Source organism: Marivirga lumbricoides, from assembly GCF_014636295.1.
Taxonomy (GTDB): Bacteria; Bacteroidota; Bacteroidia; order Cytophagales; family Cyclobacteriaceae; genus Marivirga; species Marivirga lumbricoides.
The window spans coordinates 185,796-208,000 of record NZ_BMEC01000002.1; the positions used below are offsets into that span (position 1 = coordinate 185,796).

The window sequence follows — 22,205 nt, forward strand, 5'->3', positions numbered from 1 at the left end:
TTTTTTATTTACAATTAGTGAGTTCTGGTTTTCATTAAATAATCTCTTGACAATATAATTATTTAGTGGCTGGGTTTTCTTTTTCATAAGATTCTATCACTTCAATCAGTCCAATAATATTATCGTTGAACTCATCCAACTCTTCGGATGGAATCCATAACTCGTTATGAATATCTCCTCCCACATTCTGGATTTTAAATTTTTTGAGATAATTACTATTCACCTCAAACTTTGTTACATATCCATTCCCGTAAGCAGGTACATTCCACTCCACACTTATCTGTCGAGCATATTCTAAATTCAACACAGGATAAAAAATTGGTTGTTCGGGCAATCTGGGAGGAAATTTTTTCCAATCAGAACCCTTAATCAAATCCAATTCTTTCTTATTAACCGGTCTATATAAAGTTGTCGTCATTTTGTCTTTTGATATTTTACAGCACCAACGCTAAATGCATGAATCATAGCCTGGGTTTATTAGTTTGCTTTGTGTGGTTATGATTTCATACCTAATGTTAGCGGCCTTATTTACAGTATTTAGATTTTAATTCACTCACTTCTTTTCCATATTGTTCTGTATAACCTAGTTCAATTGCTTTGTTCAAATCATCACATGCACTATCTAAGTTTTTATTTTGAATTTCTATTAAAGCTCTAATTTTATAAGCATATGAATTGGAGGCCATTAGCTTAAGGGAGGTATTGATATCATTCATAGCTCCCTTTAAATTATTCGTTTTAAGCTTACTGAAACTTCTGTTGCTGTAGGCGAAAGCTTCCGAAGGGTCTAAACTTATTGCCTTGTCAAAAAAAAGTATAGCATTATTATGGTCTTCAATTCCCTGATATGTAAATCCGAGGTTGATGTAAGCAGGCACATATGTTGAGTCGATTCTTATGATTTGATTCAAATATTTAATTGCATCACTAGTTTTATTAATTTCCTTGCAAGTAGCTGCCAGATTATTTAGAGCATCAATATTTGTAGAGTCCAACTTAATCGAATAAATCAAATCTGAATAGGCGCCAGTAAAATCTCTAATTTTATGTTTTGTGCCCCCAAGGTTTGCTAAAAGATGCGATTTTACTTTATTTTCTCTAGCTTTTTCAGCTCCACTTTTAAAATCCATAATTGCTTCATCATAAAGGCCAAATGCTTCTAAGAGAGTCCCCCTCATATCATAAAGAAATACAGTGTCAGGCATTTCATTAATTCCATTTGACAATGTTTTCATAGCATTTTCATAGTCTTGCTTTTCAATGTATTCATTTGCTTTGTCCTTGTAATACTGAGCAGAATTCGATTGAGCCGTTGAGGTTAAAACTGATAGTAACAGTATTATTAAAGTTAAATGTATTCTCATTTTGAAATTAAGGTTTTATAGCCACTAATAATTGGTTAAACTCTCTATAGAATTTGCCCACAATATAACACTATTGATTTATATGTTGGAGCCTATCTCAAAAACTGTTAGCAAATACCCCTCACTCAACACTAAAAAACACCTTTAAAGCGCTAGTGGTTTTAACTAAAAGAAGCCCTAAATTGTAAAGGTGTTAAATTGGTTTTTGACTTGAACAGTTTATTGAAAGATTGCGAGTGCTCAAATCCCAGCTCGTATGCCACCTCACTAACAGATAAACTGGTAGTGGATAATCTCTCTTTTGCTTTTTCGATTAATCGGGTATGGATATGCTGCTGTGTAGTTAGCCCCGTAAAGCTTTTTAACATGCTACTCAAATAATCAGGCGTTAAATTTAACTTTTCCGCAATTTCATGAACAGTCAGTAAACCTCTCTCAATTAGATCTGCACTGCTAAAATAAGTATTCAAAAGCTCCTCCACTTGAGACAATATCTGATGGTTGGCGACTTTGCGGGTAAGAAATTGCCGTTGGTAAAAGCGCTCAGCATAATTTAGCAAAAGTTCTATCTGTGTTATAATAATTTCCTGGCTGAACCGATCAAGGTTGGCTTTGTACTCCGCTTCAATATTCAGGAGAATCTCAGTAATAGTTTTCTCCTCTTTTTCCGACAAAAAAAGTGCCTCACGCACTGAGTAATTAAGAAATTGATACTTTTTAATTTCCTTTGCCAGAGAGGTTCCGAATAAAAAATCAGGATGGATAGCCAGTATCCACCCTGAAGGTTTTTTTTCCACATCATCAGCTAGCTCTACAGAAATAACCTGCTCCGGAGAGAAAAATGTCATTAGTCCTTCATCAAAATCATAAGATTGCTGCCCGTATCTGTATTTACCAATTACATTTCGCTTTAGCGAAATGGTATAGAAACCCTGCACCCACCTAAGCTGATTGGTGGGTGATTGGTGCTTCACCTGGCTGTAGTCCACCAAACTTATTAATGGATGCTCAGGCTGTGCCAAACTTGAGAAGCGATGAAAGTCACTGATAGATTTTATTCTCTGAGGCTGATTGCTGGTCATAATAATGCAAGTTCTTAATTTTTACAGATAAATCAGATATTTTGCCCACCGGAAATTTCAATGCGCTGGGCATTAATCCATCGGGCATCTTCCGTGCAAAGAAAAGCGACCGCACCACCAATATCCCGGGGCAGCCCTACTCTACCCAGTGCAATAGTTGATGCCATGTATTCATTAAGCTCTTTATTATCCCTCACTGCACCGCCCTGAAAATCAGTTTCAATAGCACCTGGTGCCACGGTATTGGCGCTAATTCCTTTTGGCCCCAGTTCCTTCGCCAGATAATTGGTAAATATTTCAACGCCACCTTTCATCATAGCATAAGCCGAATATCCAGGTATAGCAAAACGAGCCAAACCTGAGGAAACATTAATAATACCTCCTCCTTTATTAATAAAAGGAATCGCTTTTTGGGTTAAGAAGTAAACTCCCTTCAAGTGAACATTTACCATGGCATCAAATTCTTCTTCTGTAGATTCCAGGATGTTCTGGTAACTTCCCAGTCCTGCATTATTTACCAGATAGTCGAAATGCTCACTTCCTTTAGTTTCCTTTAAGTACGCTTTTACTTTTTCTATAAAAGCATCGAAAGTGTGGTTTTCGGAGGTATCCAGCTGAAAAGCTGTTGCTTTACTCCCTTTCGACTGAATTTCCTTCACTACTGTTTCTGCTAGCTCTTTTTCACTTCTGTAAGTAATAATTACATCCAAACCTTTTTCGGCAATCTTCAATGCCATTTCTTTTCCTAGTCCACGGCTTCCGCCTGTTACAATTGCTGTTTTATTCATTTTCTCTAAAGTTTTAATTTGATGATACAAAGTTGCTCATCAGGTCAGTAAGAGAAGTAGCTAAATCCGGAATGTTTGTAGCCAAAAAATAAAGAGGATAGGTTTTGAGGTAGCTTAATAACTATTTAGCATATGAATAGTATCTTAGATGGGCAATTATTAATGCAGTATTTATTATGAGCACCCTAAGTAAAGCTGGCGAAGGAGTTGTTTTTAACTGACATCGCTTCATTTACTATAAGCTCGCTGCTATTGTAGTTTTAATCTTTGCTTAGAATTAATTTTCTCAATTTTTCTAGTTGCGTGTCAGATTTCCAAAGCACCTGGTTAATGTCCCTCTCAATTTTTATATCGGGAGCTGTACCATACCCATCAAGGATTTTTCCATTCTTTTGAAAAGAAACCATAGTGCTGATTTTTCCGAATAATTTTGAATTGGGCAAGTCAAACCACTCACTGTTGCCACTTGAGCCATCAGTGGTTACCCCTACAATTTTAATGTTTGGAAGTCCCTTTAAAGCAGAAACGAATACGGATGCTGCGCTAAACGTCTTTTCGTTGGCTAAAATATAAACAGGTTTGTTACAATAAAAAGCTGGTTGGGCTAATTTGTTGCCATTCAAAATGCCAAAGTAATATTCGCTGTATTTCTTTTCATCTAGTTGATACATTGGCTGAAATGTTTTTAAAAATTCAACAGCTTTTTTTGCTTCTCTGCTATCCAACCGGGAAAGGGGAAATAAAAACCGACTATATAAACTTTCTTTGTAATCATTAGGCAATGGAAGCGGCCCTCTTTGTTTGGTAGCGTTTATAATATAAATAGAATCAGGGTGTATCAAATATTTGGAAAACTCATACAACAAATCACGGGTTCCTCCACTGTTGGCTCTTACATCAATAATGAGCGCCTTGCTGTCTTTTTGGATAGATTGCATAAAAGAATTGACCTGTTCAAAAAGAAGAGGCGCTTCATCTTTTTCAACCATGGCAGGGATTTTTATATAGGCTACACCATCTCTTATACTAAAGAGTTTTTCAATAACTTCTGGTTTATTATAGTCTTCATCCTTTACAAAAAGGTAATCTAACTCAAACTTCTCGTCCCATGGCCTCAGCCTTTTTGACTTATCCACTAGCGAAACGTTTAAAAGGGTATCGTTTTGGAAAGTAGCATCCGAAAGGGTTAATTTGATTTGCCCAGGTAATTGTTTATTAAGAAGTATATAATTTTTTTGAATATCACGAATATCTCTTATCGCCAGTGTATTATAGGTTTCTGTAGGTGCTTTTATATCTTCCGGTCGTGTTTTTTGCAGGAATAGATTAATCTCCATTCCATCAATTTTTTTAAGATAAGGAAATTGAGGATGGAGTATTTTCAACTCTTTGTTACTATTAAAATCCAAAACTATTACCTTATTATTTACCGGGGCGTAAATGAATGGTAAAAATAGCGATTCATTTAAACTGTAACCTCTTATTGTATTTAGGGAAGAATGCCTGTCTCCTATTTTGGCCAAAGTGCGGGTAATAAACATTCCGAAATCTTCAAGTTTTGTGGAATCCTTTACCGTTTTCAGATAATTTTCAAAATCGTTATTGAAATCATAACCATTTAGATAAGCATAAGAAGATTTTTCATTTAAGGTTTTTGTCAGAAATTTGATGTCTTCAGTTACTTGTTTTTTAGTCAGCCAGCTAATCTGAGCCTGCGAATTGATGGCAAAGAGAGCAAATGGAATTATAATAAGGGCTTTTAATTTCATTAAAGTTCTTATTTAATTAGACACAGTATTTATGGTAAACGAGTGCGGGATTTAGAAGCTATATTTTTGTGTTCTTAAAGTTATTCATTTTGTTGTTATATCTTCATTATCATGGCTTCAAATTATCCACCAAACAATGGGTTTTACAATAAGCTTAATTTTATAATAATTGCTAGAGCATACATAATATTCCCACAAGCGTTAAAACACCCACGATAGTGGTAAATATTCCTGTTTTTCTTGATTTTGTAAAACCGGACAGAGAAATGATGCCGGCTAAAGAAATGATACCAAGGAAGAATGACACGCCACCTATAATTCTGGGTAAGTTGATGTCACTTTCAATAACTTTTAGGGGGTAGCCATCAGTTGTCATCATAATTATTCTTGTCATAGCAAAAACATTAATAAGAAAGCTACCTGCTGCAACAGTTGCTATTCTTAGTATATTGATTGCAATACGACTTTTTGATTCATAAACCAATAAATTGGCTACCACAGCAATTGAAAAGCCACTGAGCAAGGTGGTAATTAAAAGAATTTGATGTGCGAGTTTATTCCAATATTCTAAAGAGAGTTCAACCATATCTACCTCATTTTCTGGTAATTTATTAAATTTCTCTAATATTTACCTATAAGGTTTCAATCAATCAGCGCTAGGCTTACTCATACTAAGAAAGTGAATCCCTATCTAAAACAAAAAAGCACCCTTTTAGTAGAGTGCTCTTCTCATATAATTTATTCAAAGCTACTATTCAGGAAAAGCGGCTTCAACCGTACCTGTGAGAGTACCCTCTGCAGTGGATAAGTTAATCACTAAAGTATAACGGTCTGTACCAACAGTCAGCTCCACACTTCCGGAAGTAAAAGGTACAGCTGTGTCGACCTGATTTTCCAGATTTATATCACTCAATTCAGTATTAACAAAGAAGTCTTGAGCGCCAAAAGTATAAGTACCACTAGAAAGTGTAGTGCTACTTTCCAATGATATGGCAGCATAGAATTCCTGTGATTCGGTATTATTTTTAAGGTAAAATGTTATTAATCCTTCTTCTGGGTCGTCAAGATAGACGACATCATCTAAAGTATAGGTTACCCCCTTGTAAGTAACCTCCCCAACTACCGGCTCTGTTGGGGCTAACTCTCCTCCCACAATTACTGTAGAGGTGATTGGTTCAGGATTATTCCCTTCGTTATCAAACTCATCATCGTAGGTTACAGAAACAATTACATCTTTTTCAATATGAAGAAACCCATCACCATTGGCACCTTTGGTAGCTGATAATATAGTTGGTATGCTGTATTCAAATATTCCGGACTGTGCTTCAGTTTCAGAAAGTGTAACACTCTCCGTTTCACCTAAACTAGTTGTTATAGTTAATTGATAACTACCACTTCCTGCAAGATCTGCGTCAGCTAATGTAACAGTCAAATTATCACCACCTTCAATCGGATCGGTTAATGTAAGAGTACCGGTTGTTCCTGTACAATTGCTCACGTTGAAGCTGGAAAGTTCACAACTATTTCCTTCGAAAATGAGGTTTCTAGAAGTTTGATTTAAATTAAGCTCGCTAAGTTTATAAGTTGCTGAATTACCTGTATTCAAGTTTATTTCTACACCATATACTGAAAAAGTGTAGCCATTTAAGCTTTCACCATTTAGGGCACTCCATTCAAAAGTATATTCATCACCACACCTGATTTCTTTAATATCCACAATCTCCGCATCACACGATAATTCTTCTGTATCAGCATTTATATCATCATTGTCTTTTACTATAGCTTCTGATTCAGGGCAATCTTCAGTAATGATTTCTATTTCCCTAACATAGAGTAAATCAGCATCCATTCCCTCATCCTCATAGATAAGATATGGCGAGGCATCTCCAGCTTTTATGACTACAGTTTCAGAATCATTACTACTCCCCCTCCTTGCAACATCGAAATTTATTGTTAAATTTTCTGTGAAAGGTTTTCCATCAGGGGTACTGAGGTTAAGATACACTTCATAGATAGAAGCCATATAATTTCTTGAGATCGTAACCTTAGTAACCTTATAATCTATTTGCGAACAGTTTGCATCAATATCTTCGTCATCTACGCAACTTGTCCACATAAAAGAACCCAACAATAAAAAGAATAGAGGGTATAATACTTTGTTTTTCATACTATTTAATTACTTAATTGTTAAAATTTACACTATTCCAGCTTCCTCATTTATCAAAAAAATACTTTTATAGAAACAATTAAAAATATGAAAAATGCTAAAAACAAATAAAGGTAATTACCTTTTAAAGGTAGATACAAGCGGAGGTAATATATTTTCGATGAATGCAAATTTTTGAAAGGTAAGTAAGCTATTAGCTTGAATAAGAGATTATAAGTTCTAATCAGTCCCTGGAAGTACTGACATGTGATTCTGGGATTGTATCTTTATATTTAACTGTCTGTTTTTTAATATTTATTCGGTAACCTGTCGAAAGTAAAGGGTACTTTTAAACTTTGAAAATAACTAAGGTAGGCCGGCTACTTCAAAAGCTTTAATAGTTTTCTGTTCAAAGCCATTCCGCTTCAATACCTAATTTTTCGAAATCTTCAACAATATATTCTTTAGCGTAACATAAGGTTACTTTTTTTAAGTTGGGGAAGTGTTTGGCATCCTCCACACTTTCTATTTCCCAATAATCTTCTTCGCCACCGGAGAACGGCACTAAATTCATATAAATATCGTTACCACCATCCTGGTATATCTCTGTTAGTTTTGTTGCCAAACGCTTAGGAACCGGAAAATCTTTGAAATATTGCGTCACTTCTTCAATGGGTTCGTAGCCTTCCTCTTCTATATCAATAGTTCTTTTGGTGTACCATTTAGCAAATTCGTAGACATCAAATTTAGGAGTTAACAGGCCTTGTGTATACATCAATTCTTCAATCACCGAAAGTTTAAATCCTAAGTCTGTAAAGGTAATAAGCTCTTCATCAGGTATAGTAATAACATATTTATCTTTCGGAATACCTGCCGTTCGGTCGTAAGGTTCGTAATGGCTGACCTCAATGGCTTTAATGCCGTCTTCTTCAACATCGAACCAAGCGCTTACCGTATTTAAAACTAAGGCACCAGTGGTATCTCCTTCAAATAATTTGACACGCTTTTCCGGGTGTTTAAGATAGTAGCTCACTATATCTTCACCTTCCAGACTAAAGGTTCCGGAGAAAGTTTGGGAAGGGCTAAATTTATAATCTTCTTTTTCGAAGATGACACTGATAGCATAGATCAGGTTTTCTTCTTTAGAATAGCCTAAGATGCCAAGTTGATCCCAGGTGTAAACACCGCCATTTTTACCTTTAAAATGACGGGGCTTTTCGCCTAGTAAATTTTCTAACGCAGCTAATGAAACAGGGAACACCACAGGGGTGTTATTGATTTCAAAACCAGCTGAAGTTAGGTGTATATTTATCATAATGAGTTAATTTAAAGTTCCTGCTAAAAGTTTTGACTAATGCTAATTTTATACTCCTACATGTTTAAGTAACAGGGTGCTCACAAAATTGAGTAGATTTAACTGAAATAAAATCACGGATTTCAGGGATATTAATCAAAATGGAAGCATCAGCTCTTCAAGCTTTACTTCCCATGCATAGCTTTTCAGAAGAACAAATATTTTTCCATCTGTAAAATCGTTTAATTCTTTTTATAAACTTTTTATCACTGAACTTCAATTTCATCAAGGCATATATATGCTTTTATATTTCCTGTTAATTTATCCATTTTTATAAGTGCACTATAGCTTTTGCATCAGCTATAAGGGGAACCTGTAGCAGATTACATTGTAGTTTCCTATTAAACAGCTATGCAGTTTGGGCAAAATGCCAAACTCAATATTCAGGACTTTTCCTGCCAGTGCTTATTTTTCCTCCATTCTCTACTTCTAATTTAAAAAAGTCTTCAAGATGATTTGAGCCGTATGGGTTTGCAATATTATCAAATGCCATTGCTGTCAGAAAGAACTCAATTGGGCCGTAAGTTTTCGAAGATGTAAAGGTTCTTAAAACCCAAATTATAAATTGTCTTGTCCAATCTGGAAGATGACTTATTTTTATTGGTTTTCGCCATGCTTTTAATGCTAGTTCAGCTATTTCATTCTGGGTTAAAATATCAATGCCTCCTACTGTTTCTTCTTTAACTCCGGCAATCATCTTTTCAACACAAACTTTTGCCAAATCTTCACCATGAATTGGATTCAGTTTGTAATATCCATCTCCGAACAAGTATACCCTACCTGCTTTTGCCATATTCAGGAAATCCTTCATGTCAGAAAAAAAGCCATTCGGTCTCAATACACAATACGAGATCCCGGAATTTTTTAATTCATCTACAAATTTCTCTTTGGCTTCAAATATTTTAAGCTGTTTGAGTTTATCTCCATTTATCGCTGAAATATATTGGAATGCTTCAACCTCATTTTTCAATGCCTCTTTTAGCAAATTTGAATTCCCTTGATAATCAACATCCATATAAGTCATTCCGTCTTTTTGGCGGGTAATGCCGATGGTAGAAAAGACCCAATCGATATCATTAGTTATTCCTCTTATTGAGTTGGGTTCAGTTATTTGCCCTATAAAAAAATCGTCAACCTCTTTAAACTTACTTTTTTGAGCTTCTTTTCTAATTAAAACTCTCACCCAAAAACCTCTGCTTTTAAGCTCTCTTACCAAATATTGTCCTAAATATCCTGTTGCTCCCGCTACCAAAACTTTCTTTGCTTTCATCTTTTTTTTTACAAAGTTAGCAGCTGCATATCCACTTACTCTTGACGATCGTCAAGAACTTTTTTTATTGAATACCCGAGATTTAATTCTGCTTAAAGTTTCTGGAGACACCCCTAAAAATGATGCTATATATTGCTGCGGTACCCGCTGGAATAGTTCTCCGTTCGTATTCAATAAATCAATGTAGCGTTCTTCTGCTGATTTTGTTACGAATGAGGCAATGACCTTTTGGCAAGTTATTAATTCATTCTCAGTGGCTATTCGGGCAATCACTTCAAGTTTAGGCACTTGATTTAACAGCCTCTCAATTTTTGATTTTCCCAGTACTAATATATCTGTTTGTTCAATCGCCTGATAATTTTCAACTGCAGGAATGTTAAAGGTATAGCTTTCACCAGCACATATAAATTGTCCTTCAGTATAAAAAAAGGCGGTTTTATCGTTGCCCTCCACATTATAAAACAGTCTAACACATCCTTTTGTGACATAATAGATTTCATCTGATACTTTTCCTTCGGTAAAAATTATCTCGTTCTTTTGATAAACTTTTTTATCTACCGCATTTCTAAGCAACTGAATTTCATTTCCACTAAGAGGTATATATGCTGTTATATTTCCTATTAATTTATCCATGTTTTTTATAAAGTGCAATATAGCTTTTGCATTAGCTACAAAGCTGAGTTTATGATTTCGTAATGCAAACTTATCCCAAGCTACCCTCCAAATTCAGGCGGAATATCAGGCTAAAAACCTCCAAACCTCTTATGAATTATATACTTATTACCAGTAGTAATTACTTTAAGCTCTATAAGTACCCATTTCCCCAGGCAATGTAAATATCTTCTTCATCAATTGTTATTCCGGATACACCTTTTGTATTAAATCAACAAAGTAAAGATTATTAGCTTCATCTGAGAATAATTCTCTTATTGCAGCACAGACTATTTCAACATGCTGTTGGAATGGACAGATTCCCACCTCCCGATAATGATCGGGACAAGTTGCGTGGGAATGACGGTGCTAATGGTAATTTGGGTATAAAAACTATCTTATTGCACAAATGAACAGAAAAACCAAGGTCTGTGGCTCTCAGACCTTCCCCTTTTTGCTGGACTGTAAGCCTCAGACCAGTGAAAAAAAAAACACCTAAATAAGCAAGCACTAAATGCTTGTCACCACCACAAAAGCAGGCAATTATCGTCATCCCAGAAATTTTTGAAGAGCAACGGAAAAAATTATCAGGGATCTTTTCAATGAAGTTTCATTACCTGACTTTTCTAGAATAATAGAAAAGATTTCTTTGTGCCTGGTAATGACTGTTTAATTGTAGGTTTATAGCATAAGCCAATTCTATAAAAAAGACACTATTCCAACATGCTGTTGGAATGGACAGATTCCCTTCTGCAAGGGAATGACGTTCTAATTGTAATTTGGGTAAAAAACTATCTTATTGAACAAATGAACAGAAAAACCAAGATCTGTGGCTCACAGACCTTCCCCTTTTTGCTGGACTGTAAGCCGCAGACCAGTGGAAAAAAAGACCTAAATAATTAAGCACTAAATGCTTGTCACCACCACAAAAGCCGGCAATTATCGTCATCCCCGAAATTTTTGGAGAGCAACGGAAAAAATTATCAGGGATCTTTTCAATGAAATGAAATTTCATTACCTGACTTTTCTAGAATAATAGAAAAGATTGCTTTGCGCCTGGCAATGACTGTTTAATTGTAGGTTTATAGCAAAGGAAATTCTATAAAAAGACGTTATTCCAACATGCTGTTGGAATGAACAGATTCCCTTCTGCAAGGGAATAATGTTCTAATTATAATTTGAGTAGGTAAAACCCTGTCTTATTGCACAGTACACCTGGGACAAAAAGATTGCTGGGCTCGCAATGATCTAAACCTCTTAAGATTGCTTCAGTCGTACCTCCTTCTCAATGGGAAAGTTTATTCTTTCTCTGCTCTAAAAACATGTTCGAAAGCATTATACACAGCAGTATGCAATGCATCACCATGTGTTTTATCCTCCAAAAACTCATACAACAAGTCTGTGTTCTCCCTTTGGGACATCTTTAGTTTATCAAACAATTCTTTAGCAGTTCGTTCCATTACTTCTCCTTCTTTTCCAACTGCTATATAAATGGATTTATTTGAATTATAAGCAACAGGCTGAATATCAAGGAGCTTTTCATCATCCCACCATAAACTCGGACTAACAATGATGTAGTTGTCAAATAATTCAGGTTTCTTAAATAGAATTTCTGTTGCCAGCAACCCTCCTAATGATTGTCCAATTAAAGTTTTACCAGTGGCCGTTCTGTAGTTAGAATTGATATATGGTTGAAGTTCACTTTCTAAAAAGCTTATGAATTTCTTTGACCCTCCGGAGGTTGGAAATTCCTTTTGGTCCAGCTTATTAAGAGAGGGATAAGTAAAATCTCTTTTTCTATCAACATTTTCAATTCCAACAACGATTGATTCAGGAACCATATCAATCCAGGAAAAAGAACCGAATTGAACAATACCTGAAATATGTATAAAATCTTCGTCCCTTGAGCCATCCAACAAATAGATAACCGGATATGTTTTCGAAATATCTGTTAAATAACTTAAGGGTAAGTATATATTTAATTCTCTATTTTCACCTAATATTGATGATTTGAGCATAATTGATTTACCGATCGAAAAGTCCTTTTCACTGATTTTCTCTGGCAGTTTCTGTGTAAATGACAGTTGGCTTACAAGAGTTAATATCAAACTTAAAATCTTATATTTCATATTCCCTTTTTTCTAGTTGGATCCATCATTTTCTTAAAATTCAGAACACTAATATGGTGATTTTATAATATCAATCTATACCATCAACTGTTAAAACATTGACTGATAAGTACTTTATGGACTTATCCGGGCTTACAGGTAGTACAATTATATATAAATCAACGGTAGATCATTAAATTACACCTTTAAAATTAGCGGAACACTAACCAAACAATTGGGCTGGCATTCGTGTGTTTTGTACTAAGCGATGTTACAAAACATTTCTTATCCTTACTATTCAACCCACATAGAAAAACATCTGCAGGTTTATAAGCAGAGCCTGCCTTCGAGGTGGCTTCAACAGAAGCTCTAAAGAACCTAATTCCGATTCGCTGATGAATAGCGCCTGCGTACTTTTTAATATGATATTCCCACCTTTTTACGATGGTATTGATTACTCTCTATTTGATTAAGCATAAAATGTGCAACATCAGCCCGCGAAATTTTCAATTTTATTCTTTCGATTGGTTTAAGGATTTGCTTATATGCTCCTGTCATTTCCCCATTCGTCATATTTCCAGGTCTTACAATCGTCCAGTCAAGTTGTGATTTTTCAATAACTACTTCCTGTAGTTCATGGTCTTGAAATGCATTCTTTAAAATGAATGGAACTATTATATATTTCATATACCAGGGCAATACTCCTTTACTGTCACCATAGCCTAAAGAAGTTTGACAGATTAATCTTTTAATTCCTTTTTCTTCCATTGCTCTTACAATATTAGCCGTTCCGTCTGCACGTAAATTAGATTTATCCGAAGCTGGTGCTCCGAGGTTGCAGAATATCACATCATGTTGATCTACAGCATGAATCACATCATCATAATTCAAAACATCTCCTTGAATAATCTTCAGCTTATTATGAGATATTTTCAGTTTTTGAGGGGTTCTTGCAAATGCTGTTACGCTAATTCCACTTGCTAAGGCTTGCTTTACGAGTTCCTGTCCGGTACCACCCGTAGCACCAAATATTACAATTCTCTTTTCCATCTTTTTATTTAGTTAGTTTTTTATTTACCTGAATGTTTTTTTGTTATTCTGAGTGTTATATCATTTTTTGGGTTTGATACACAAGAGCATACATGACAACAGCATACATGCTTCATATCAAGAAATTTTATGAGGTAAAAGTGGGAAGATTATAAAGCAGAAAATTGAACAAAACCGTCAAAAACATCTATAAGATCTTTGGCAGCATTTCTTTAGGAGTAGCTCCTGTAAACTTTTTAAAAGTTCTTATAAAGTGAGATTGGTCAGCAAATCCGTTTTCGTAGGCAATATTGGTGAAGCTGGTATAATCAGACTCCTTAATTTGATTGAGAGAAAAACTGAATTGAATAATGTTAGCAAATTGCTTGGGTGTAACTCCTATTTCTTTAGCAAAGCGCCTTTCAAAAGTTCTTTCAGTAATAAAAAGGTGTTTTCTTAGCTCTTTAATTAGCAATACTCCTCGTGTGTTGATAATAGTTGAGACGGCTAATTTTATTGCATTATCAGGATTGACAGAAGAATTTTTTACTAATTCAAGTACGTAATCTGAAATTATTTGAATTTGCTTATTTGTATTTTCTATAATAAGCTGAGAAATGGTGGCTTTTGTATCCACATTTTTAACATTTGCTAAATCATAGCATTCATCATTAATATCTTTTGGGTTGATGCCCAGGAGTAGACGAGTAGCAAAAGGATATAATTGAAATACGATGAGTTTATATGCTCCTTTAATTTGGAGCTCTATCGGTTCAATGGTTTGTCCGTACAGAAAAAAAATGGGAAGAGTTTTATTGGCAGGAAGGAGTCTTACTCCACTATCCGTTTCAGAGTACATAATCCCTGGATAGCCATCTGCATAGAAAGGAAGCTTATGGTCAAAGCATCTATCACTCTCCAATAGAATTATCTCTTTTATAAATGGAGCAATACGACTATCCTTTTCGATAATTGTCATTTATATTTCTGTAGAATTTGTTATGACATTCCAATAAAATAAGCAGAGTGTAATTATGCTCTTTATAATATTTATAATACCAACAACAGATAACTCTACAAATTTACATCCTTTACACTCGTCTGTTTATTAGCTTATTCCAAGTACTGAACTTACTGGATTCAGAGATAAAATCCTATCTGTTTCAACAGAAAAGCAATGATAATAAAGTATTAAATATGCTCTCACTTAAGTAAAACGCATCCATTCATTAGCAACAAATTATTTTCAATAAAAAAAATGAAACATTTTTAAAAATAGAATGTTTGCCAAATAATTAATTTTCAACATAAACCTTTAACAAGTAAAATTATGAAAAAATATCTATTACTTCTGTTTTGTATGGCAATAGTATCTTCATCGATCATTGCCCAAAGAATTACTGTAACTGGCGGACCAGGCAGAGTTAACGATAATACGGTAATCAAAGGGTTGCCTTTTACAGCTTCGGTCACAGGACTTAATGGAACACCTTCCCAATGGTCAGTAGGTATTGGTACTGTAAACGGTGTAAACATTTTTAACACCTCCAGCACAAACATTAGCAATGCTATAGTGAGCCGCGAAATACAAGGTAGTACCTCAATTATATCTGTGGGAGCTACAAATGGAAACGGTGTAGTTCGATATTTAAATGTTCAGGACCCTCCTGTTTCTTGTACTGCCTCCCTCGTGGCATTTGCGGAAAATCTGGGGAGGTTTGCAATTATTGATGCTCAGGTATTGAATGCAGGAACTGGTGCTACTTTCTCCTGGTCAATTTCTCCTAATGCTACAATTCTTGGTTCAGGATCATTTGTTACATTTAGAGTACCTACACCTTCATCCGGTTTCCGAACATATACGATTTCTGTGACCATTTCAGGAGGCCCCTGTGACGGACAAACTTTTAGCACAAATGTTACTGTAAGGGGAGGTATAATACCTTTGCAAGTTAACTCTGAAGTTTCTGTTTTCCCAAACCCCTCTAACACAGGGAGTTTAAGCATTGTTAATAAAAACACAGATTTGGAAATCAAACAAATCACTTTAATTAACGAAAAAGGTGAATTAGTTAACAATTACAATACTCAATCAACTAATGATGGGTTAACAATAGATACTAATAGATTAGTGCCGGGCACTTATTTAATAAAATTACAATATTCTGATGATAGCTCGGAAACCAGACGTGTTTTACTAGAATAGTTACTACATACCTACATTATAAAACAGGGAGTTCTTAATAAAATAAAGCTCCCTGTTTTTTTATTCCATAACCCCTGATTTTTTCTGAATCGAACGTAGTAGTTTGCTGAAAACCCGGTTGTCCATTTATTTTAACATTTGTTAGCTCTCGTTCTTTAGGTTACTCATGGGAAATGAAAATGGTTTACTACTTAAATTAGGGAGACTAGTAGTTAAATAAAAAGGAGGCCTGCACCTGGTTTTATTATCTAAACACCATATTCTATTATAAATTAACGCCAATATTACTTTAGCGACCATTCATATTGTATTCATAATGAATTAAAGTTTTAAGGAGAAATATAATTATAATCTCATTACGGAGGTCTCAGTAAAAGCGGTATAGGTATTTGCTTTTTTGTAAACTCCTTTCACTTCATAAGTATACAGGTTTTTATTATCGGTAAAGGTAAATTCTAAGAGGCAGGACTCTACTTCTTTATCTGTCGGTAGATAAGTCGCTCTGGTTGTTGTTTCAATTGCAAGATATTTATCAGTTTCTACCTCCCACCTGCCAGGTGTAACACTTTTGTCTTTAAAATCAACGAGGGAAACAGGTTTACCATGATTTTTAATGGTAATTCCTCTAAGACGAAAGTCAAATTCTATATTTGGAATTTCCATACTATCCACAGGCACTATTCTCCTTAATTTATAATTGCTGTTACGGAACGAGTCATCTTCTCTGTTCTCAGGGATTAATGCAATTATAGAGTCTCCAGCAATCACATTGGAAAAAGTTGAATAATTTTTGAATGCATCGTGGTAATTGTAATCTACAGACTGATAATTAAAAATATTTAAATCCTGAGCCAAGCTACTGATGTAATAGTTATTTCTAACGATAGAATCAACTCGTAAAAAACGTTTATCAGATTTGAAAGGAGCACTTAACACTAAATAGAAAGGTGTTTTTGTAGTATCAAGCGCCTTTAGTAAGCTTCGTCTTTCGGCCTTAACTCTTATACTTGCTTTATGTTCTTTTAATTTACTTTCTGTGAAATCAAAAACACCATACATAATTAGTCCTGCTAACAACAAAATAGGGGCTAAAAATGAATACCAAGGGCCATAGCTCTTTGGATAAACTGATTTAATTTTCTGTTTGCAGATAGTATTTACCTTGAATATACCCTCTTTATTTCTTATGGTCCAGTGAACAGCTACGGGAAAAATAGGAATGAAAATAATGTGAAAATACATCACTCTTTTTTCTACCTGAGGAGCTTCTACTTTATGCTCTTTATCAAAATTCCATAGATCAAGCAATTCATATTTCACAGCAAAACTTTCAGCTTCTTCTTTTGATATGTGAAACTTGGATAAATCATAAGCTTTTACTCTTACACTTCTTACGCCAAACTTAATGCTACTCATATGCTTTCCTAATTAGAATATTAAAGTGTTGTTTAATTGAGGTTACTTGTCAATCACCTTTCCAAATGCTTACTTAAATAGATGATTAAATTGATAAGCCCGAAAACAATTAAACTTATTCCTATTCCATTAGATACACCAAGTAATAGTACTTTCAAAACTCCTAATACGATAAGCACCACAGCTGATTTCCAGGTACCAAAAAATCCTACTCTTTTAGTTTCTTTAATTTCAGGGCTAATTCTCTTTCCCATTTTTACAGATCGTAATAGCAAAATAACTAAACCCGCCAAAACAATAGCTTTAAAAGCATTAATAAGAATAAATTGCGTATTGTTGATGCCTTGAAAAAAAACTAAAACTGCACCGGCGATAACTTCCAGAAAGAGCACCAGGTATATTGTTAACCCGAAGTATGCTCCTGCATGTGATTTTATCATTTTTTCATTTACTGCATCTTTTTCCAATAACAATTTCAAGTTTCTGATATAAAAAAAGTGAAGATACATACCAATTAAAGAGAGAGTCACTATAATAATTTCAGTGATAAATGATTCTGAACCAATTGAAACTAAAATTCTATAGAGGGAAAACAGAAAAAACAAGCTTAAGAATACATAAGTTGTTGAAAGATTTCTTTTCCAATTCATAAGGTTTGGTTTTAAATAGTGCTTTGGCTAATCATTCGAATTCGGAAATATAGATATTTTCGCAAAAGAAAAAAGACTATTTCGACCAAAGCAACAAATGTAAAGGCCTACTAGTGTGTAGCTACAAATAATATGGTACAAAGCTAAAACAACTCACACCATTAATATTCTTTTGAGTTATGACAGGCTGTTTTTAAAGGGTCTCTGCCACTTATCAGGTTCAGGAAATATTCTAAAGTAAACATTTCTTGTATGATGGGCTGGCATTATTATGCTGTTCTTAGTGTTTTTTATTATAGACAGGTTTACTCAAATTGTTCTTTTATATACTTTCTTATCAGTTTAGCATCTGCATTAATTCTCCAAATTATAAAAGCTATACCCAACCAAAGCATACCTGCTAATTGGATTGTCCAGGTATTTTTGAATGCAAAGTACTGATAAAAGCCTACTAAAGTCCAAATCAATACTCCAGGTAATACAATGTTCCTTATCTGTGGCTTCAACATTATCCTGAGGTATAGCTGAATTGAGTTATCTCCGATTTCATATATTCCAGATATTGAACTAAGATCCAACCCGAAGGGAGAAAATCGGCCTTTGAAGAAGAACTTATTCTTCTTTTCTATCCAGAATTCCTTCTCATTCAATTGGCCAAACAAATTTTTATCCGATTTGTCTATAGCATTTTCAAGAAAACCTGGTCGATCAATAGATTCTTGAAACCAATGAATAAAGTCACTCTCGTGAATATCTAATTTCAAGTCAATATTTCTCATGAAATTCAGCCTCATTTATACGTTAACCTTATATTTGTTTAATTTCATTTAGTTTAAAATTGACACTTTGCACATCTTATTTCAACATTAGCTACAGTTTTTCTATTTTTTGAATTGCAAAGTTCAGTTGAGTATCTCTATTATTCATAAAATCCTGGTAAGACTGGCCAACTTTGAAGTCAGGTTTAACGCCATCACCAAATTTCTCATCTGATAATTGCGTTACATCCTGGTTGAGGTCAACAATGGAGAATGTCAGATGAAGTTTCGAGTTAGGAAGTTCATAATTTACCGGTATATGTCCAGTATGTCCATAATAACCACCCAGGGTCTCTTCCCCAATAACAACTGTGTTCTCATCACTCTTTACCAAACTTGCAAATAATGAACCCGCAGAGGCAACATAAGGATCAATTAATAAAATAATGGTTCCATGAAAAGCATTTTCCCGGGATTTCCACACTTTATTAAAATTATTGTTTTGGTAGTATTTACCCTCTTTCAATATTGAGTGTTCTTCTTTAAGGTCGTTTTTTAACTCTTCAACATCATCATCAATATAATATTCCTGAAAAGGTATTTCCTGAAATAAGGTAAATGCAGAAGTATTTTCCTTAAATTCTCTTTGGGTTAAATATGAGTACAATAACAAATCGTTAGGGTCGTTTCCACCTCCATTACCTCGCACGTCAACAATTAGGGTCTCCACTTTTTGCGTTTTAAGTGTTGTGAATACAGAATCCAAAAATGCAGCATACTTTTTATGCCCATCAGTTTCCGGCCCACCCATTGCAAATGTATGTACTTCCAGAAATCCTGTACTTAAGCTATCTATCCATTGATAGGAATAATCATTGTTAAATTTACTCTCAAATTCTTTCGAGTATCGTTTATTGTAATTCGCATAAAAATCTTTGTAAGAAACACTTTCGATTGTACTTTTTTTAGGGCTATCGGAATTGGGTGCTTTATACTCTATTTCAAATTGGGTTAGCTTTCCCTCAGATAAATAAATATAAAATGGTAACCAATCTGTTTCTATTTTTTTGTATTTACCTGTTTTATTAAACCCGTCCGTGCTTACATACCTTGCTATTGAAGTTACAAACTGATTTGCATTTACATTATTGATAGAGATTATTTCACTTCCTATTGGTATGTTTTTATACTCAAGGTTCGTAAAAACTTTGTTTTCTAGGTATTTAATAGGAATTGGAAAGAATATTTTTTGCTTACTTAAATGGCTGTCTAAAGAGTCCGGGTAAGTTAATTCATTATGACAACTTCCCGTATAATCAATTACATTCCATAGAATATTATAAAATTCTCTGTAGGAAACATTATCTTTTATTTCCGCTTTATTCTTACTAAAAACACTATCTATTTCACTCCGGGAATGATATTTATAAAGACCTGCATTTGCTTTTTTATAAATGGATTCAAACACTTCAAAATCTTGAAGCATTTCCTGTTCAGATAGAGAATAACTCTCTTTTAATTCTGTTTTTCCATTTTCTGATTTACATGAAACCAGAAAAATTAACCCTGATAAAATCGTGAGCCTTATAATGATTTTCATTTGTGTGTTTAAATTACCTCAAACAATTTGCTAAGCTTTCAGGCAGACTTCTCAAACGCCATCTATTTAGCCATGACCAAAGATAATAGAGAAGAGGAAACCTTTCAGACTGCCCCAAAGCTCAGGTATTGTTGTGCTTTAGCCAGTTCTAAATATTAAAAAACTTTTACACTTAGCTTACTGTCGTTTAGCTGATTAAAAGCCATGAACATACTGTATTCAGAAATAAAATCCTATCTACTTTTTATGATTGGTGAGTATTAGTGTTTTTGGTGTTGATTTCTCTTACCAGGCTTACATAGATGTGATGAATACTGTAATTGATTTTTAGTTAAAAGATTGCCTGAACTCCAATGGTGACTGGTTCGTTTTTGTTTTGAAAAGTTTACTAAATGATTGGGAGTGTTCAAAACCCAGTTCATAGGCAATTTCACTCACTGTTAATTTTGTGGTTGAGAGCTTTTCCTTTGCTTTTTCAATCAGTTTACTATGGATGTATTGTTGTGCGCTTTGCCCAATTAAGGAGCGTAAAAGGTCACTTAAATAACTTGGAGAAATATTGAGTTGTTCAGCAAGAAACTGTACGGTAGGAATTCCCTGAGTAAGTGATTTCTCCTGATTGAAGTAATCGTCTAAAAAGCCTTCCATCTTTTCCAGCAAGTCGTTATTTACTGCTTTCCGGGTGATGAATTGTCTTTTATAAAATCGGTTACTATAATTCAATAACAATTCTATTTGTGAAATCATCACATCCTGGCTGAAATCATCAATTCTATTCTGTAGTTCTTCATCAATTATACTAAAAATAGAAAATATGGTCTCCTTTTCCTTCTCTGAAATATGTAAGGCTTCATTGGCTGAATATTTAAAAAAACCAAACTGCTTAATCTTTTTTGCCAATGGATAGTTTAGCAAAAAATCGGGGTGAATGAGCAATAAAAAACCGGTACCAGGATTGTGATTCAATTCAAAAAGTTGATTGGGCGCAGTATAAACCAATCCGCCTTCACCAAAATCATAATAGTTTTGCCCGTACTTTGCTTGTCCGCAAAGATCTGATTTATAAGAGATCTTGTAAAAATTGAGTATATAAGCGTTGCCCAACTCTTCCCGCAAGATTTTGATATCCTTAATGTCTGTAAAACTTATCATCGGGTGCAATGGCTTTGGTAAGCCAAGCACCCGATGCAAATCAGATAAAGATTGAAATATTTGAAAACTGTTATCTGCTTTTTTCATATTATAAATTTACTAAATATTGTCCGGCATTCTACCAGGGACATTCACCTGTTTCAGGATTATATTCTTCGCTAATGAATTTTCCGGTTGGCCCTTCTTCACCAATGGTAGCATATTTGGCGATACGCGTTCCTGCTTCCTGAACTGTTCCGGTGCCGAGATGCCCATTGAAATCGGTGGCTACAAAGCCAGGACAAACAGCATTCACTTTAAAATTCTCATCCTTCAGTTCATAAGCCAGGGCAATGGTATACATATTCATGGTTGCTTTTGAAGGGGCATACACTGCAGATTTGTGGTCGTAATACTTCCAGGTTGGGTCGCTATGCAAGGTTAAGGAGCAGCCGCTTGATGATACATTGACAATACGAGGTTGAGCAGATTTACGCAATAAATCTACAAATGCCTGTGTAACGCGTACAACCCCATACAAGTTGGTATTCAATACATTTTGCAGCTGCTCAATATTTGCATTCAATGCATTCTGAGGCATACCGCCATTGATTCCTGCATTGTTGATGAGTACATCCAATACATCTGTCCTTTTTCCCAATTCCATTCTGGCTGCAGCTACCGAAGCGATATCGTTTACGTCTAATTGAATGAACTCTACATTGGTAAACCCTTCCTCTTTCAGTTTTTCTACGGCAATATTCCCTCTTTCAATACTACGGCTACCTAAATACACATAATAGCCTTGTTGCAATAATTGCCTTGCTGTTTCTAATCCAATACCTTTATTGGCTCCTGTAATTAATACTTTTTTAATCATCAT

The 22,205-nt window shown here is 34.6% G+C and carries 20 protein-coding genes; 1 reads left to right on the top strand and 19 read right to left on the bottom strand.

The features are described from left to right. Positions 1–58 precede the first annotated feature (58 nt). The 13 genes from IEV85_RS03480 to IEV85_RS03545 form a co-directional block, all read right to left on the bottom strand. Entirely contained in the window at positions 59–418 is a 360-nt protein-coding gene (locus IEV85_RS03480; RefSeq protein WP_188460411.1) for a hypothetical protein, read from the bottom strand. A 106-nt stretch (positions 419–524) separates the two neighbouring features. Next, positions 525–1,364, bottom strand: a complete 840-nt coding sequence (locus tag IEV85_RS03485; RefSeq protein ID WP_188460412.1) for a tetratricopeptide repeat protein — start codon at positions 1,362–1,364, stop codon at positions 525–527. A gap of 161 nt (positions 1,365–1,525) precedes the next feature. Next, entirely contained in the window at positions 1,526–2,446 is a 921-nt protein-coding gene (locus tag IEV85_RS03490) for a helix-turn-helix domain-containing protein (RefSeq protein WP_188460413.1), read from the bottom strand. Between the two features lie 32 nt (positions 2,447–2,478). Then, positions 2,479–3,234 (bottom strand): SDR family NAD(P)-dependent oxidoreductase, encoded by a 756-nt coding sequence (locus IEV85_RS03495; RefSeq protein ID WP_188460414.1) that lies wholly within the window; start codon positions 3,232–3,234, stop codon positions 2,479–2,481. 260 nt (positions 3,235–3,494) lie between these two features. Then, positions 3,495–5,003 carry a S41 family peptidase gene (locus IEV85_RS03500; protein WP_188460415.1) on the bottom strand — a complete coding sequence of 503 codons (1,509 nt, stop codon included), beginning with the start codon at positions 5,001–5,003 and terminating at the stop codon, positions 3,495–3,497. 172 nt (positions 5,004–5,175) lie between these two features. Then, the gene (locus IEV85_RS03505) at positions 5,176–5,589 is read right to left on the bottom strand and encodes a hypothetical protein (protein WP_188460416.1); all 414 of its coding nucleotides are present in this window, start codon (positions 5,587–5,589) and stop codon (positions 5,176–5,178) included. Positions 5,590–5,754: 165 nt separating this feature from the next. Beyond that, positions 5,755–7,170: a hypothetical protein gene (locus tag IEV85_RS03510; protein ID WP_188460417.1), complete on the bottom strand. Its 1,416-nt coding sequence runs from the start codon at positions 7,168–7,170 to the stop codon at positions 5,755–5,757. A gap of 388 nt (positions 7,171–7,558) precedes the next feature. Next, positions 7,559–8,464, bottom strand: a complete 906-nt coding sequence (locus IEV85_RS03515; protein ID WP_188460418.1) for a DUF6892 domain-containing protein — start codon at positions 8,462–8,464, stop codon at positions 7,559–7,561. Between the two features lie 415 nt (positions 8,465–8,879). Further along, on the bottom strand, positions 8,880–9,773 hold the full coding sequence (locus tag IEV85_RS03520; RefSeq protein WP_188460419.1) for an SDR family oxidoreductase: 894 nt from the start codon (positions 9,771–9,773) through the stop codon (positions 8,880–8,882). Positions 9,774–9,824: 51 nt separating this feature from the next. Then, a complete protein-coding gene (locus tag IEV85_RS03525; RefSeq protein WP_188460420.1) occupies positions 9,825–10,406 on the bottom strand; it encodes a Crp/Fnr family transcriptional regulator in 582 nt (193 codons plus the stop codon). Positions 10,407–11,722: 1,316 nt separating this feature from the next. Continuing rightward, the gene (locus IEV85_RS03535; RefSeq protein ID WP_188460422.1) at positions 11,723–12,553 is read right to left on the bottom strand and encodes an alpha/beta hydrolase; all 831 of its coding nucleotides are present in this window, start codon (positions 12,551–12,553) and stop codon (positions 11,723–11,725) included. 396 nt (positions 12,554–12,949) lie between these two features. Beyond that, complete coding sequence (locus IEV85_RS03540) at positions 12,950–13,582, bottom strand: NAD(P)-dependent oxidoreductase (RefSeq protein ID WP_188460423.1); 633 nt, start codon at positions 13,580–13,582, stop codon at positions 12,950–12,952. Positions 13,583–13,769: 187 nt separating this feature from the next. Beyond that, positions 13,770–14,540, bottom strand: coding sequence for a helix-turn-helix transcriptional regulator (locus IEV85_RS03545; RefSeq protein ID WP_188460424.1), 771 nt, complete (start codon positions 14,538–14,540; stop codon positions 13,770–13,772). Between the two features lie 351 nt (positions 14,541–14,891). Between IEV85_RS03545 and IEV85_RS03550 the strand changes: the two genes are divergently transcribed. After that, positions 14,892–15,767, top strand: a complete 876-nt coding sequence (locus IEV85_RS03550) for a T9SS type A sorting domain-containing protein (protein WP_188460425.1) — start codon at positions 14,892–14,894, stop codon at positions 15,765–15,767. Positions 15,768–16,112: 345 nt separating this feature from the next. On the opposite strand, the gene IEV85_RS03555 is transcribed toward IEV85_RS03550, so the two are convergent. The 6 genes from IEV85_RS03555 to IEV85_RS03580 form a co-directional block, all read right to left on the bottom strand. Next, the gene (locus IEV85_RS03555) at positions 16,113–17,183 is read right to left on the bottom strand and encodes a hypothetical protein (RefSeq protein WP_188460426.1); all 1,071 of its coding nucleotides are present in this window, start codon (positions 17,181–17,183) and stop codon (positions 16,113–16,115) included. A 53-nt stretch (positions 17,184–17,236) separates the two neighbouring features. Continuing rightward, positions 17,237–17,833, bottom strand: coding sequence for a hypothetical protein (locus IEV85_RS03560; protein WP_188460427.1), 597 nt, complete (start codon positions 17,831–17,833; stop codon positions 17,237–17,239). Positions 17,834–18,138: 305 nt separating this feature from the next. Next, entirely contained in the window at positions 18,139–18,612 is a 474-nt protein-coding gene (locus IEV85_RS03565) for a hypothetical protein (RefSeq protein ID WP_188460428.1), read from the bottom strand. Positions 18,613–18,703: 91 nt separating this feature from the next. Then, the gene (locus IEV85_RS03570; RefSeq protein ID WP_188460429.1) at positions 18,704–20,191 is read right to left on the bottom strand and encodes a S41 family peptidase; all 1,488 of its coding nucleotides are present in this window, start codon (positions 20,189–20,191) and stop codon (positions 18,704–18,706) included. A gap of 327 nt (positions 20,192–20,518) precedes the next feature. After that, positions 20,519–21,430: a helix-turn-helix domain-containing protein gene (locus IEV85_RS03575; RefSeq protein ID WP_188460430.1), complete on the bottom strand. Its 912-nt coding sequence runs from the start codon at positions 21,428–21,430 to the stop codon at positions 20,519–20,521. 31 nt (positions 21,431–21,461) lie between these two features. Further along, a complete protein-coding gene (locus IEV85_RS03580) occupies positions 21,462–22,205 on the bottom strand; it encodes an SDR family oxidoreductase (protein WP_345259257.1) in 744 nt (247 codons plus the stop codon).

Coding starts and splice junctions, on each gene's coding strand:
- IEV85_RS03535 (WP_188460422.1), bottom strand. CDS start 12,553: ATGAAATATAAGATTTTAAGTTTGATATTAACTCTTGTAAGCCAACTG.
- IEV85_RS03570 (WP_188460429.1), bottom strand. CDS start 20,191: ATGAAAATCATTATAAGGCTCACGATTTTATCAGGGTTAATTTTTCTG.
- IEV85_RS03490 (WP_188460413.1), bottom strand. CDS start 2,446: ATGACCAGCAATCAGCCTCAGAGAATAAAATCTATCAGTGACTTTCAT.
- IEV85_RS03495 (WP_188460414.1), bottom strand. CDS start 3,234: ATGAATAAAACAGCAATTGTAACAGGCGGAAGCCGTGGACTAGGAAAA.
- IEV85_RS03515 (WP_188460418.1), bottom strand. CDS start 8,464: ATGATAAATATACACCTAACTTCAGCTGGTTTTGAAATCAATAACACC.
- IEV85_RS03540 (WP_188460423.1), bottom strand. CDS start 13,582: ATGGAAAAGAGAATTGTAATATTTGGTGCTACGGGTGGTACCGGACAG.
- IEV85_RS03580 (WP_345259257.1), bottom strand. CDS start 22,205: ATGATGATTAAAAAAGTATTAATTACAGGAGCCAATAAAGGTATTGGA.
- IEV85_RS03565 (WP_188460428.1), bottom strand. CDS start 18,612: ATGAGAAATATTGACTTGAAATTAGATATTCACGAGAGTGACTTTATT.
- IEV85_RS03480 (WP_188460411.1), bottom strand. CDS start 418: ATGACGACAACTTTATATAGACCGGTTAATAAGAAAGAATTGGATTTG.
- IEV85_RS03485 (WP_188460412.1), bottom strand. CDS start 1,364: ATGAGAATACATTTAACTTTAATAATACTGTTACTATCAGTTTTAACC.
- IEV85_RS03555 (WP_188460426.1), bottom strand. CDS start 17,183: ATGAGTAGCATTAAGTTTGGCGTAAGAAGTGTAAGAGTAAAAGCTTAT.
- IEV85_RS03545 (WP_188460424.1), bottom strand. CDS start 14,540: ATGACAATTATCGAAAAGGATAGTCGTATTGCTCCATTTATAAAAGAG.
- IEV85_RS03525 (WP_188460420.1), bottom strand. CDS start 10,406: ATGGATAAATTAATAGGAAATATAACAGCATATATACCTCTTAGTGGA.
- IEV85_RS03505 (WP_188460416.1), bottom strand. CDS start 5,589: ATGGTTGAACTCTCTTTAGAATATTGGAATAAACTCGCACATCAAATT.
- IEV85_RS03520 (WP_188460419.1), bottom strand. CDS start 9,773: ATGAAAGCAAAGAAAGTTTTGGTAGCGGGAGCAACAGGATATTTAGGA.
- IEV85_RS03510 (WP_188460417.1), bottom strand. CDS start 7,170: ATGAAAAACAAAGTATTATACCCTCTATTCTTTTTATTGTTGGGTTCT.
- IEV85_RS03500 (WP_188460415.1), bottom strand. CDS start 5,003: ATGAAATTAAAAGCCCTTATTATAATTCCATTTGCTCTCTTTGCCATC.
- IEV85_RS03550 (WP_188460425.1), top strand. CDS start 14,892: ATGAAAAAATATCTATTACTTCTGTTTTGTATGGCAATAGTATCTTCA.
- IEV85_RS03575 (WP_188460430.1), bottom strand. CDS start 21,430: ATGAAAAAAGCAGATAACAGTTTTCAAATATTTCAATCTTTATCTGAT.
- IEV85_RS03560 (WP_188460427.1), bottom strand. CDS start 17,833: ATGAATTGGAAAAGAAATCTTTCAACAACTTATGTATTCTTAAGCTTG.